This window comes from Sporomusa sp. 246TCP1 (assembly GCF_057319775.1).
On record NZ_CM170492.1, the window covers coordinates 5459409 to 5472511 of the forward strand.

Consider the following 13103-nt stretch of genomic DNA (forward strand, 5'->3'; position numbering starts at 1 on the left):
GTATTATGTTTAAAAGAAGGTAGTCGTGAAGAGTCTTTACTATGTTGATAAGTCACATAAGGGAGGTAAGGTTATGTTTAAACGCTCAGTAGTTATTTTGCTGGTTGTTATTATTGGCATATCTATGTTAGGAGCACTGTTCATTGCCCCTAAGGTGAAACAGAGCAAACTGGCCGGCCATGATAAAATCGCCATTGTCTATGTTGATGGTATGATTGTTGGTGGTCGGGGACAGGTTGGTTTATTTACCGAGGGCGGTGGGACAGATACTCTCATTCGTCAGCTTCATCAGGCTCGCGATGATGCCTCTGTTAAGGCTATTATCCTTAGAATTAACAGTCCTGGCGGCACAGTTCCGGCTTCGCAGGAAGTAGGTGAAGAACTAAAGAAAATTCGCGCTGCCGGCAAACCGGTCATTACTTCTATGGCTGACATGGCAGCCTCCGGTGGTTATTGGCTGGCTGCATGCACTGACAAAATATATGCTAATCCATCTACCATTACGGGAAGTCTTGGTGTATATATGCCCTATTCTAATTGGGAGGAATTATACAAAAAAATCGGAGTCCGTCAGGAAAAAATTAAAAGCGGCCCGCATAAAGATATCTTATCACCAGACCGGCAGCTGACCGAGGAGGAAAGAGCTATTATTCAAGTTATGGTTGACGATATGTATAATCAATTTGTTGAGGTCATTGTGGCAGGACGTCAACTGGACCCGGACAAAGTGCGTGAGTTGGCCGATGGCCGTATTTATACTGGCCGGCAAGCCAAAGAGGCGGGGCTTGTTGATGAATTAGGCAATATGTATGATGCGATTGACGGTGCGGCCAATATGGTGGGTATTCAGGGTGAACCTGAAATTATTGAATATGGCAAGAAAAATGTCATTGAATCGTTGTTCGGTGCGCAAGATACTCATAAACCCGAACAACTGATGCTTAAACAGCTTACAGAAATACTCTCTTCGGCCGGCCCTGCGGCCGCACCCCAGAGCTATTAAGGGGGATTTTATATGGGCAATTTTCTGGAAACTATTTATGATGTGTTGTTTAAACCGCGAGCAGCCATGGAATATATTGCCGAAAAAAAATTAACCGGGCAGGCATTGGTCATGTTCACTATTGGTATGCTTGTTCCGGTGTGGGCAATATATACGGGAATGAGAGGCTTGCCAGGTGTAGCGGTGTTAGGCAGTATGTTTGCCTTGCAATTTATAGGCAGTTTGTTTTTTTGGATACTGGGAGCTTCGGTACTGAACTTTATTGCTGAATTGGCAGGTGGTCGGGGAACGGCTACCGGCCTGTTTGCCGCCCTGGGTTTTTCACACTTGCCACGGGTAGTCGTAATACCACTAGGCGTTATTGCTGCCTTATTGCCAGATGGCCTGAGTGGCGTAGCTTTTGGTATCATCGGTTTGATTGTATTTATCTGGACAGTGTTTTTGATTGTAGCCGCTATTCGCGGCGCGCATGGGCTATCTGGTTCTAAAGCCATGCTTGTGCTTCTTGCTCCCCTGCTAGCGTTAATTGGCGTTACTATAGCTGTTGTAATTTTTCTTGGCTCAGCCTTAGTCCAACTTCCGTTTCATTTTTAACGTACCCGGTATAGGTAAATTTCCCAGACTGACCAGCCTTCACTAAAATGCTGTAAAAACTCAAGACCATTTTCCTGATAGTTTGTTATTTCGGCGGCGGATAAGATGTATTCGCCGCCTAGCTTTTTGAAAGCCTGACTATCCAGCTCCAGATGATTGAGCTTTAATTGATAAGATTTTCGTACCTCATAGTACTCAAGTTCAGCGGGAAAGAGGTAGCAGGTTATACCCCAGTAATCAAAATATTTTTGCCAAAACTGGTTTTTGTCTAATTCTCTGGCCATAATCTGGCGGAAGGCGTGTTTATAAGCAAGCGGGTAAATATTAAGCCGTCCGTCAAGGGTATAGAAGCCATGATATTGGGTTATAGCCGGATAAATGCCGATAGTCGCCACACGGTAGTCCTCTTTTGGACGGCCAATGTAGGTGTCTATTTTTTTAAATAGGCTGTCAGCAAAAAATTCGCCATAGCTAATGTTTTCGTAAAGCCAACCGTTTTCGATCACCGAAATGCCTGTTTGCTTTTTTAACACTAAGTCATATTCAATATTATTGCCAAACAGAAACCCAAGTTGCAAAGTAATCAGGAGAACCGCCAGTATTTTGCCAATATAGCGGACAGTAGCGATAACCGCCAGGCATAAAGCAAAGATGGTATACCATAACAGCGGGTGCAGCCAATGAAAGCGCTGAATTTGGAATGAATTTAAAAAGCTGTTGCCTGCTACGGCTGAAATAAAAAATTCCGAATAGCGAAATCCATAAAAAATCGATATACAGAGTGCGAGTGTCAGTAACAGCAGTATACCTTTATATTCACGTTTTTGACGCCAGCCGGTAAGCAGCGCCAGTGGCACAGCGATACCCAGAATGTACTTATGCAGGCTGACGGCATGATATTGGCCATTAACCAGATTTTCTACAATAAGTGCTTGTACGCCGTGCCAGTCCAGTGCCTGTCCTAAGAGCAAACGGTTAATTTCCTCGCGGCTGGATACGAAGCCTGAGCTAAAAAAGGCATTATAAATCAGCCATATTTCTGTTATAACATATGAACCGGTTAAGAGGGCGATCGCTCCCAAAAATTTCGGGCGCAGCTTGCGGTGGCGCCAGTAATCATAGAGAGCAGCTAGTCCAAGAGCTGCCAAAATAAAGACACCGACAAGTGGTAACGATGAATACAATGCAAAAGTAATAATAATGAGGACACTACCTATTATTTTTCTATCATAATAGGCATTAAGCATAGCATAGAATAGTAAAGGCTGTCCGGCGATTGACAGGCCATAGACTGTATAAAAAGGGAGGGTAGCGAACGAAGCGGCACCGGCCCAAGCCAGCCAACGTTGATGGTTAGCCGGCAGAACATAGTGCTTAAGCAAAAGATACATGCCAATGAAAGCAGTAAGATGAACAAGTAAGAGATTGATCAGGTAAGCGCGGAAAGGAGGCAGGATAAGATAGAGCCAGGTAATTACATTAAACCCGCTGGGCAGACAATTGCGGGGCAGTTCTCCCAGCATTTGATTTATGGTTCCAGTTAGCGCAAATACCTTACCGCTTTTGACAAGCACTATCCAAGAGGTAATCCAATCTAGGTTATCATTAATGGTAAAATGGGCATTTTGCCGTAAAACAACAAAAGGTGTTACATATGCAACTACCAGAAAAGAAAAAAACAAAGCCGATTTATGGCTGGTAAGCCAGGGTAACAGCTTGCGTAGTAATAGTAATTTGTTTTGCATATAGAGCTACCTCGCAAATTGATTTCACTACAAAGTTTAGCACAATTTTGCCGAATTTAGAAATTATTTCACAGAAATTAGAAAAAACAAAATATATTTCCTATTTTTACCATGACTTAGCAGGATATTTTCAATTGACTACGAATAGGTATAAATTAGGAAACAATAAATTAAATTTTCCGTCAAAACTGCGAGAAAGTAAGGTGGTTACATGAGTAATTCCCAAGCAACCATTCTGGTAATTGACGACCAACCTGGGATTCGGAGATTGCTGACTGAGGTTCTCCAGGACGAGGGTTATCAAGTGATTACAGCCACTAATGGCTACGAGGGTATACAGGCTGCACAGAATACTAATCCCAATGTTATTTTGATGGATATGAAGATGCCTGGCATGGATGGTATTACGGCGCTAAAAGAGCTGAAACGCCAGGGGCAGGGGGATCAGGTTATTATGATGACAGCGTATGGTGAGTTAGACATGGTAAATGAGGCCCGGGAGATTGGCATGCGTGATTATATCACCAAACCATTTGACATTATGTCCCTATGCCAGATTATTCACGACAATATTAATACTAGCTTTGGCGAAACTCGTCGGTGTATGATTGGCTGAATAAACGGTAGATAACCCCGGGGCACAGCTACCCGGGGTTATTGCTGGCCACTCACTTTTCACCTGATGTTGCTAAGTTGTAGTAAGTAGGCAGGATTTTTACCGTAGGTGGCGAAATACAGGAAGCAAAGGGGGGATATCCAATGGTCATTAGCGCTGTCTCTACATTGGCGTTGTATTGTCCGCGATGTGGCAAAATTGAACTTCATAATGTCTCAAGGTTTGCGATCAATAATGCTGCATGTCAACTTGTTTGCAGCTGCGGTCAGGTACAAGGGGCTATATCTAGTGCGGGACGGCGTCAATATCTACTTGATATTCCTTGCGTAGTATGCGAAACCAATCACCTAATTTTTCTTGATAGTAACTTGTTTCGTCAGCCGAAAGTAAGTAAGATATATTGCGATCAGACAAATCTTGAACTGGGCTTTATTGGTAAAACGGAAGCGATTACTGCGACTATTGCCAAACATAAGCAAGAGGTTGCCAGCTTAGCCAGTGAGATGGCAGGGCAATCAGACGGATCAGGAATCGAAAATTCGCAAATTTTGCTGGAAATTTTAAACAAAATTCATGATATTGCGGAGCAGGGAGGGGTATACTGCTCTTGTGGTAATACCGATGTTGATGTTGATGTGCTTGTCGATGCGGTTGAACTGTCATGCCCTCAGTGCGATGGTAGACTGCTGATTTCAGCCAAGGATGAACAAGCTTTAGCGAGACTATCAGCTATGGAGGTTCTGGAAATAGCTCCTCTCAGGCGTACCAGCCGTAAATGAATAGGGTCGCTATTATAGACAATAATGAGAAAAGGTGAGTGAGTTACCTGTGAAATTTTTTCTCGATACAGCTAATATTGGCGAAATCAAGGAAATTTTACCAATGGGTGTTGTGGCCGGAGTAACTACCAATCCGTCACTTATTGCCAAGGAAAAACAAGATATCAAGGAAGTAATCAGGGAGATTGCCTCATTAATACCGGGGCCGGTAAGTGCGGAGGTTATCAGTACCGAGTTTGAAAAGATGCTGATGGAAGCGCGTGAATTAGCCAAACTTGGCGATAATGTGGTAATCAAAGTGCCGGTAACGGTTGATGGCTTAAAAACAGCCAGTGCCTTGGCTGCAGAAGGCATTAGCACTAATGTTACGTTGATTTTTTCTGCCAATCAGGCATTGTTGGCCGCGCGGGCAGGAGCAGCTTTTGTCAGTCCTTTTGTTGGCCGGCTTGATGATATTAGTCAGGACGGTATTGCTCTTATTAAGGATACGGCTGATATTTTTGCCATTCATGGTATTGAGACCGAAATTATTGCTGCCAGTATCCGTCATCCCCTGCATGTTACCCAGGCGGCTCTGGCTGGAGCGCATATTGCCACTGTTCCCGCCAAGGTATTGAAATCACTGTTATATCATCCGCTGACAGATGCGGGTATTAGACGTTTTCTTGAAGATTGGCAAAAAGCCAATAGGTAAGATGAGAGTAGCGTAACAAGCAATCTCAATATTGAGATATGCTGGCCGGGCAGGTGCCCGGTATAATTGTTTCTAGAATTAAGGAGATGTAGCATTATGGAACGTGAATTGGCATTAGAATTTGTCCGGGTTACCGAGTCTGCCGCAGTTGCCTGTGGCCGGTGGATGGGACGTGGTGATAAAATTGCCGCTGACCAGGCGGCAGTGGATGCTATGCGTGCTGCTTTTGATATCGTTAGCATTAGTGGAAAGGTGGTTATCGGCGAAGGTGAGATGGATGAGGCGCCGATGCTGTACATTGGTGAAGAAGTAGGACATGGTGGTCCGGCAGTGGACATTGCCGTTGATCCGTTGGAAGGCACTAACTTAGTAGCTAAAGGTTTGCCAGGCGCTATTGCTGTTTTGGCTATCGCCCCGCGCGGCCACCTGTTGCATGCGCCGGACATGTATATGGATAAGATTGCTGTTGGGCCGATGGCCAAAGGTAAAATAGATATTAATGCGCCAGTGACAGAAAATCTTAAAGCCGTTGCCGCTGCGCTTAACCGCACGGTGGAAGATGTAACAGTGGTTATTCTTGACCGTCCGCGGCATGCAGCTATAATTAAAGAAGCCCGTGATGCTGGGGCGAGGATTAAGCTGATTACTGATGGTGATGTCTCCCCGGCGATCAATGCTGCTATTGAGGGTACAGGCGTACATATGCTTTTGGGAATCGGCGGTGCTCCCGAGGGTGTATTGGCTGCTGCGGCTGTTAAATGCCTGGGCGGCGACATGCAAGGCAGATTATGGCCGGAAGGCGACGCCGATATTAAGCGGGCAAAAGCTATGGGGATAACTGATATAAATAAGGTATTTACCTTAGATGAATTGGTTCAGGGGGATGATGTGATTTTTGCAGCAACAGCCATCACCCAGGGCGATCTTTTAAACGGAGTGCGTTACTTTGGCGGTGGTGCCCGTACTCATTCGCTGGTAATGCGCGGCACGACAGGTACTGTCCGGTTTGTTGACGCTATTCATAAGTTTGATAAAAAACCCATGCTCATTAAGCGGGTATAATATTGTAAAAACCGAGATTGCTTCACTGCACTTGCAATGAAGCAATCTCGGTTTTTTTATTATATAACAGAAAGTATAAAAATGCAGAGGCTATTATTACCGCAAAGTACACAAAGGTTCTTTATTAAACAAACTACCCTTCGTAACCCTTTGCGCTCTTTGTGGTTTAACAAAGACTTCCGTCTCTCGAAAAACAACACACATGATATACAGATTTTCTGAAAAATAATCCAAGTTATGCATATTTTATGGGTCTGTCGCTTATGCTAATACTGGGGATAATGTTGCCAGCTTGTTTTACAGGTTGTTAGCCAAAATTAGACCAGTAGCGAGGTGATTGTATGCATCTGCCGAAATGCAAGGCTAGACAATGGGCTTATTGGGGGGGAATGGCACTCTTGGCCGGTATATGGGCTTTTCCTGGTGGACCCAAGCCGGTGTTGATGGAAACTATCAAGGCTCCGTCTGTAACCGAGAATCAGATTATGGAGGCACCAGCAGTTGTTTCGCCGCCACAAGCTATGGCTATCAGTCATTACATTGTGCAAGCTGGGGATACCTTATCCGGGATAGCTCAGCACTATGGTATTGATGTAGAAACATTGACGGGAGCAAACCCTGCTGTCAGCGAACTTATTCACCCTGGTGACCAGTTAATTATATTGCCCGCGAAAGGCGTTGTTCACCAGGTAAATACCGGGGATACCTTATGGGACATTGCTTATACATATGGTATACAGGTAGAAACAATTAAATCAGCCAATGCAAAAACCAGTGACCAGGTAGATGTTGGTGAAAAGCTTTTTATTCCTGGCGCACGCTGGGGACGGGCTGACACAGCGGTAGCCCGTGCCTCGGCCAGCCGCTTTATTTGGCCAGCCAAAGGTGAAATATCCTCACCGTTTGGCTGGCGGTGGGGGCGGCTTCATGCGGGTGTTGATATTGCTAATGATGTAGGTACCTATGTTATGTCTGCAAGGGCCGGTCGGGTGATTTGGGCCGGCTGGCGGGGTGGCTATGGTTATACGGTAATGCTTGATCATGGCGGCGGCTATGTAAGTTTATATGGACATTTGGATGATTACTTTGTTGAGATAGGTCAGTATGTACGGGCTGGTCAACGAATTGCCTCTATGGGCAATACCGGCAATTCGACAGGACCGCATCTGCATTTTGAAATTCAAAAAGATGGCCAGCCGGTAGATCCAATGGGATTTTTGCCATAAAAAAGGAGAATGCCACGTCGCATGACGTGGCATTCTCTGTTTTAACTTTTTACGATTTAGTATTTTCAGCAAGTTTTTTTGTAGCTTCCAGATGTTGCAAAGTTGCATCATGATAAGGCCAGGCAGCATCACTCATGTTTTTATCTGTCTTGGTGACAGTCATGTAATTACTGGCTGTATCAGTATGGGTAAGAAACCATTTTTTTCCTATCTTTTCAAAGGTTAGATCGGTTTTACTTAGGCTGCTGCCGAACTTGCCGGGGGTGGCGGCGGCAACGCTAAATTTGGCATGAGTGGCGGCGTCAATGCCGTTGACTTGTAAGCCGTCATTTTTGACAACTATGATAGCATCAACCTTATTGCCGATTTTTTGAGTGACAGCGTCAATGGCTGCTTCAGGGTCCGTAAATTTGAGACCGGTATACCCGGCGGTGGTATCAGGACTGATAGACGAGGCGCCGATAATGCCAATACGGATTATTTCTTTCTTTTTGTCTTTGCCAACATTAATTTCTTTAATGATGTAGGGTTTAATGGCTGCCAGGGCTTTATCTGAGGTATGGGCATTGGCTGACAATAACGGGAATCTGGCTAGCGGCAGTACTTTTGTTAAGAAGGCCGGGCCATAGGCAAGCTCGCCTGGACCAAGCACTACGGCATCATAACCAAGATAGTTATACATAACGAACATTGGATTAGGAAGCTTAGACGGTGTAGTAGCGAAGTAGTCGGTTAAGGCAGAACCTGAAAGCATGTTGCCCCCATCAACCAAGATGGTATAAGGATTACTCTGGCGTTGCTCTTTTACTAAACTTGAAACTCTTACCAGACCAAATTCAGCTACTCTAGGGAATTTATAATCCCAGTCAATAATATGGCCGTTCACCCTGGCTGTGGCCAGTAGCGTGATTTTAACCGGCGCTGGCGGTAGTTCAGGTTGTTTTGCTTTTGCCAGTGCCAGGACTGGCAGACACAAGATAACGATTAGCGCCAATGCTGCTAAGCGCATTAATGATTTGCAAGATTTCTGCAAGATTATCCCTCCCAATTTACTGGTTTAGTATTTTTTACTAATTTCGCTATGGTTGCAGTTTTTTCCTGTCACCTATTAACTTATAAAAATAAAAAATGAATAGCCATTTGTATACACAACTGTTTTTTCGGGGAATAATAAGTATAATCCTGGCGCCTGTACCTATATGAAAATCTACAGAGTGCATATACGCTGCTGCGAGGAAAAGCCATGGACTATATTATTGCCATTCTTATGGCCGGTTTGAGTTTTTTGCTTAATCGTTTCTTCCTGCGTTACTTGGGGCCAGTAAGTATTATTAGTGCAGGTCCGGTAGTTGAGGAAGCTGCCAAAACGCTGTTTGCTTATTATCTGGGAGCTGACCTTATTATGGTACATACGGTATTTGGTGTGATAGAAGCTGGCTATGACTGGCAGCAGAAAAGTACAAGTGGGGCAGTTACAGCATCTTTTTTAAGTATTGCCGGGCATAGTTTGTTTGGTGCAGGTAGTGCCGGCGTTCTCATACTGACTAGTAGTCTGTGGTTGGGGTTAGCTGCCGGTATTGCACTTCATTTGGCATATAATGTTGCTGTTGTTCGGCTATTAGCGAATAAAACGGTTAACAATTCAGGAGAGAGGGATAAACCATGAAAATTTTCTATCATTGTGAATATTGTGGAGAACTAATTGATACATTAGAAGTAGAGACAGTAGATGAAGTTAAGTTTGGTTTTGATTGCTTGACTGACCAGGAACGTCAGGATATAATTAAAACTGACATTGCGCAAAATGCGATCTATGTAAAGGCACTGTGTGACAGCTGCATAACCGCTATAGGATTGGATGATGATACCGTTGCGCTAGGTATGTCGGCCATTAATAAAGGATATATTCACTAGAATAGAGGTTCTTATGGTATTGTATTAGATAAAAAATAAATATGTAAGGGCTTTAGCCTAGGCTAAAGCCCTTTTGGTACTACCAGGACGGATGGGGTTTTTATGGGAGAAAAAACAAGTTTAAGGCTATTGACAGCTTTGCCTGAGGACAAAGCATTACGTCAGGCTCAGGCAGCCTTTGCGTTACCTGATGCACAGAGTTTGATTTATGGCCTTACAGGTGCGCAAAAGAGTGTGTTTCTTGCGGCTGCTTTTCAGGTAGCTGCGCGCCCAACTATAATTATAGCAGCTAATCATGAAGCAATTGATGTGTTTAGAACTGACCTTGCGGTTTTCTTACCAGAGGTGCCGATAGTAGAACTGCCGGCCCTTGATATGGTGACTTTTGCTGCTGCTGCCAAAAGCGTTGAACTGGCGGCAAAACGTATGGATGTTTTGAATCGTTTAGCCAGAGGCGAAAGGCTGATTGTTTTGGCTACCGCCGAAGCGGCGATGCAAAAGGTTTTACCCAAACAAGAGTTTTTAAACAGCCGCATAACAATACATAGTGACAGTGTGGTAAGCCGGGAAGAGCTTATCGGCTCCTTAGTTGCATACAGCTATGAACGGGTCGACCAAGTAAATAGTGCCGGTCAGTTTAGTGTGCGCGGCGGTATTATTGATATATTTGCTGTTAACCGGAGTTTACCGCTCCGGATTGAACTGTTTGGTGACGAGGTTGATTCACTGCGTGAATTTGATCCGGTTAGCCAGCGATCGGTACAAGATCTGGTATTGGCGGATATTATGCCGTTAACCCAAACCGAGCACACTGGGAAAGCGGCTGTATTTGTGTCTTATTTACCGGCGATTGCTACCATAATCCTGGATGAACCAGCACGGCTTAGGGAACAGATGACTAAGCTGGTTAAGGAAAATCCTGATAGTAAGCGGCGGGTGTTTGCCTGGGCCGAGCTGGTAGCAGCTTGCCAGGCATATAATGTGATGTATCTATCCTTATTGTTGCAAAAAATTCCTCATACACAGCCGACCGAGATTATTAGCATTACCGCCAAAGGGATTGCACCTTTTCACCGTCAGATTGAGTTGCTGATTGCGGAAATAAAAAACTGGCAGGATAAACGGTATAATATTGTTATATTTATGTCCAGTCAGGATAAGGCCGTTATTATTGAGCGAAATCTAGCCGATGAGGGGATTACCGCAATTATGGCTCAGTCAGGGCCTATGCCGCTTATACCGGGTGCTGTTTTAGTACTTACAGGCACGCTGTCAGGCGGTTTTGAATTCCCGCAGGCTAAGCTTGTGGTTCTGACTGAGTTTGATATCTTCGGACGCCAGAAGAAAAAGCGTCGGCTCCGCGTGGGCAAAGAACAGCAAATTACTTATTTCCGTGATATCAATCTTGGTGATTATGTTGTTCATGTTAATCATGGTATTGGCAAATATGTTGGGGTAGAAACATTGGAAGTGGGGGGGGTTCATAAGGACTATCTCCATATTCGTTATGCTGGTGATGATAAATTGTATGTACCCACCGATCAGGTGGGGCTGTTACAGAAGTATATTGGTTCTGAGGGCGAAGTACCACGCCTTAGCAAGATGGGTGGCAGCGACTGGCTGAAGGTTAAAACCAAAGCCAAAGCGGCTGTAGCGGACATGGCCAAGGAACTTATCTCACTTTATGCCCAGCGTCAGTTGCAGGTAGGGCATGCCTTTGGCCCAGACACCCCTTGGCAGCGGGAATTTGAGGACGCGTTTGCTTATGAAGAAACACCAGATCAACTGCAGGCTATCGCCGAGGTTAAGCATGATATGGAACAGTCGCGGCCTATGGATCGTTTGTTATGTGGTGATGTGGGCTTTGGCAAGACGGAAGTGGCTATTCGCGCTGCCTTTAAAGCTGTTATGGGTGGCAAGCAAGTGGCGGTGCTAGTACCGACGACTGTGCTTGCACAGCAGCATTATCAAACCTTTAGCTCACGCTTTGCCGATTTTGGTACTGTAGTTGATGTTATCAGCCGTTTTCGCAGTGCCCGCGAGCAAAAGGCCACTTTGCAAAAAGTGGCCTCGGGTCAAGTTGATGTCCTTATTGGCACGCACCGAATTTTACAGTCAGATGTGTTATTTAAGGACATTGGCCTCTTAATTGTTGATGAAGAACAGCGTTTTGGTGTGGCGCAAAAGGAAAAGATGAAGAGGTGGCGTGCTAATCTGGACGTGCTTACTTTAAGCGCTACCCCCATCCCACGTACATTGCATATGTCATTAGTGGGTGCGAGGGATATGAGTATTATTGAAACCCCACCCGAAGACCGGTTTCCAGTGCAAAGCTATGTTGTTGAATATAATGAGGAAATTATTCGTGAGGCCATTGTCCGCGAATTGAAACGTGGCGGGCAAGTGTATTTTGTTTATAACCGGGTACAGACTATTGATAAAATACGTCAGCGTTTGACGGAAATATTGCCGGATGCCACCATTAAAACAGGTCATGGCCAGATGCCGGAGGAACTCTTAGAGCAGGTTATGCTTGATTTTTATGAAGGTCATGATGATGTCTTATTATGCACAAGTATTATTGAAAATGGCTTGGATGTATCTAATGCCAATACCATTATTATTTATGATGCCGATCATTTCGGTTTGTCCCAGCTGTATCAAATGCGAGGGCGGGTTGGACGCTCACATCGGATGGCTTATGCTTACTTTACCTATCGTCAGGATAAAGTATTAACTGAGGTAGCCGAAAAACGGCTCCAGGCCATCAAAGAGTTTGCTGAGCTTGGTTCGGGTTTCAAAATCGCCATGCGGGATTTGGAGATACGGGGGGCCGGTAATCTCTTAGGACGAGAGCAGCATGGACATATTGTCAGTGTCGGATTTGAGATGTACTGCCGGTTGTTAGATGAAGCTGTTGAAGAGCTAAAAACAGGTAAAATAGTCTTACCGCCGCCTGAGCCGACAATTGAACTTACGCTTGATGCTTATCTTACCGGTGATTATATTAGTGATGCTATGCACAAGATTGAAATATATCAGCGTATTGCCGCTATTCGCCAGGAAGCTCATTTGACTGAACTTATTGATGAGCTTATTGATCGCTTTGGTGAGCCGCCGCTGCCTGTTACCAATCTTTTAGGTGTTGCCCGGATCAAAAACTTGGCACGCCAGTTGGGTGTTCGATTGATCGCCGAACGGGGCGGGCGTGTGGAAATATCCTTTGGTGATATGCCTAATGTGACTGACGAGGGCTTAGTCAAAGCCAGGGAACTTTTCCCCGGCAAGTTGTCCTTTCTTCCCGGACCGCCGGATACCATGCGCCTTACTACTTCCCGCATAAACCTGCCGCTGATAGAAGTATTAACGAAGTTATTTACCTGTTTGTCAGGAGTTACAGATCCGAAATAAATGTTAACTTATACGTTGGTTTTGCAGGCAGAAAAATGAATAAAACACATCACCCAGAT

General features: G+C 44.8%; 12 protein-coding genes. 10 read left to right on the forward strand and 2 right to left on the reverse strand.

Going from position 1 to position 13103, the window contains the following annotated elements; genetic code table 11:
- Positions 1–73 precede the first annotated feature (73 nt).
- Positions 74–1003: a signal peptide peptidase SppA gene (gene sppA / locus AC1ECB_RS25750; protein WP_485666460.1), complete on the forward strand. Its 930-nt coding sequence runs from the start codon at positions 74–76 to the stop codon at positions 1001–1003.
- Between the two features lie 12 nt (positions 1004–1015).
- Positions 1016–1597 (forward strand): Yip1 family protein, encoded by a 582-nt coding sequence (locus AC1ECB_RS25755; RefSeq protein ID WP_485666461.1) that lies wholly within the window; start codon positions 1016–1018, stop codon positions 1595–1597.
- On the opposite strand, the gene AC1ECB_RS25760 is transcribed toward AC1ECB_RS25755, so the two are convergent.
- Positions 1594–3342 (reverse strand): DUF6044 family protein, encoded by a 1749-nt coding sequence (locus AC1ECB_RS25760; RefSeq protein WP_485666462.1) that lies wholly within the window; start codon positions 3340–3342, stop codon positions 1594–1596. The two genes, AC1ECB_RS25755 and AC1ECB_RS25760, sit on opposite strands and share 4 nt — an antisense overlap.
- 211 nt (positions 3343–3553) lie before the next feature.
- Between AC1ECB_RS25760 and AC1ECB_RS25765 the strand changes: the two genes are divergently transcribed.
- The 5 genes from AC1ECB_RS25765 (at position 3554) to AC1ECB_RS25785 (ending at position 7719) form a co-directional block, all read left to right on the forward strand.
- Positions 3554–3958, forward strand: a complete 405-nt coding sequence (locus AC1ECB_RS25765) for a response regulator (protein ID WP_485666463.1) — start codon at positions 3554–3556, stop codon at positions 3956–3958.
- 143 nt (positions 3959–4101) lie between these two features.
- A complete protein-coding gene (locus tag AC1ECB_RS25770; RefSeq protein ID WP_485666464.1) occupies positions 4102–4737 on the forward strand; it encodes a hypothetical protein in 636 nt (211 codons plus the stop codon).
- A gap of 49 nt (positions 4738–4786) precedes the next feature.
- On the forward strand, positions 4787–5431 hold the full coding sequence (gene fsa / locus AC1ECB_RS25775) for a fructose-6-phosphate aldolase (protein WP_485666465.1): 645 nt from the start codon (positions 4787–4789) through the stop codon (positions 5429–5431).
- Positions 5432–5527: 96 nt separating this feature from the next.
- Positions 5528–6493 carry a class II fructose-bisphosphatase gene (gene glpX, locus AC1ECB_RS25780; protein WP_485666466.1) on the forward strand — a complete coding sequence of 322 codons (966 nt, stop codon included), beginning with the start codon at positions 5528–5530 and terminating at the stop codon, positions 6491–6493.
- A gap of 341 nt (positions 6494–6834) precedes the next feature.
- Positions 6835–7719, forward strand: coding sequence for a peptidoglycan DD-metalloendopeptidase family protein (locus AC1ECB_RS25785; RefSeq protein WP_485666467.1), 885 nt, complete (start codon positions 6835–6837; stop codon positions 7717–7719).
- Between the two features lie 49 nt (positions 7720–7768).
- On the opposite strand, the gene AC1ECB_RS25790 is transcribed toward AC1ECB_RS25785, so the two are convergent.
- Positions 7769–8752: a bifunctional UDP-sugar hydrolase/5'-nucleotidase gene (locus AC1ECB_RS25790; RefSeq protein WP_485666468.1), complete on the reverse strand. Its 984-nt coding sequence runs from the start codon at positions 8750–8752 to the stop codon at positions 7769–7771.
- A gap of 210 nt (positions 8753–8962) precedes the next feature.
- Between AC1ECB_RS25790 and AC1ECB_RS25795 the strand changes: the two genes are divergently transcribed.
- The 3 genes from AC1ECB_RS25795 to mfd all read left to right on the forward strand — a co-directional run bounded on the left by AC1ECB_RS25795 (position 8963) and on the right by mfd (position 13044).
- Positions 8963–9385, forward strand: a complete 423-nt coding sequence (locus AC1ECB_RS25795; RefSeq protein WP_021168596.1) for a hypothetical protein — start codon at positions 8963–8965, stop codon at positions 9383–9385.
- Positions 9382–9633 (forward strand): anti-sigma-F factor Fin, encoded by a 252-nt coding sequence (locus AC1ECB_RS25800; protein ID WP_485666469.1) that lies wholly within the window; start codon positions 9382–9384, stop codon positions 9631–9633. The genes AC1ECB_RS25795 and AC1ECB_RS25800 overlap by 4 nt, the downstream gene beginning before the upstream one ends.
- Positions 9634–9735: 102 nt before the next feature.
- Entirely contained in the window at positions 9736–13044 is a 3309-nt protein-coding gene (gene mfd / locus AC1ECB_RS25805; RefSeq protein ID WP_485666470.1) for a transcription-repair coupling factor, read from the forward strand.
- Positions 13045–13103 lie beyond the last annotated feature (59 nt).

Bases quoted from the DNA above. Each gene is read 5' to 3' on its own strand.
- AC1ECB_RS25785 (WP_485666467.1), top strand. From the start codon at position 6,835: ATGCATCTGCCGAAATGCAAGGCTAGACAATGGGCTTATTGGGGGGGA.
- AC1ECB_RS25760 (WP_485666462.1), bottom strand. From the start codon at position 3,342: ATGCAAAACAAATTACTATTACTACGCAAGCTGTTACCCTGGCTTACC.
- AC1ECB_RS25765 (WP_485666463.1), top strand. From the start codon at position 3,554: ATGAGTAATTCCCAAGCAACCATTCTGGTAATTGACGACCAACCTGGG.
- AC1ECB_RS25755 (WP_485666461.1), top strand. From the start codon at position 1,016: ATGGGCAATTTTCTGGAAACTATTTATGATGTGTTGTTTAAACCGCGA.
- AC1ECB_RS25795 (WP_021168596.1), top strand. From the start codon at position 8,963: ATGGACTATATTATTGCCATTCTTATGGCCGGTTTGAGTTTTTTGCTT.
- mfd (WP_485666470.1), top strand. From the start codon at position 9,736: ATGGGAGAAAAAACAAGTTTAAGGCTATTGACAGCTTTGCCTGAGGAC.
- AC1ECB_RS25800 (WP_485666469.1), top strand. From the start codon at position 9,382: ATGAAAATTTTCTATCATTGTGAATATTGTGGAGAACTAATTGATACA.
- glpX (WP_485666466.1), top strand. From the start codon at position 5,528: ATGGAACGTGAATTGGCATTAGAATTTGTCCGGGTTACCGAGTCTGCC.
- sppA (WP_485666460.1), top strand. From the start codon at position 74: ATGTTTAAACGCTCAGTAGTTATTTTGCTGGTTGTTATTATTGGCATA.
- AC1ECB_RS25770 (WP_485666464.1), top strand. From the start codon at position 4,102: ATGGTCATTAGCGCTGTCTCTACATTGGCGTTGTATTGTCCGCGATGT.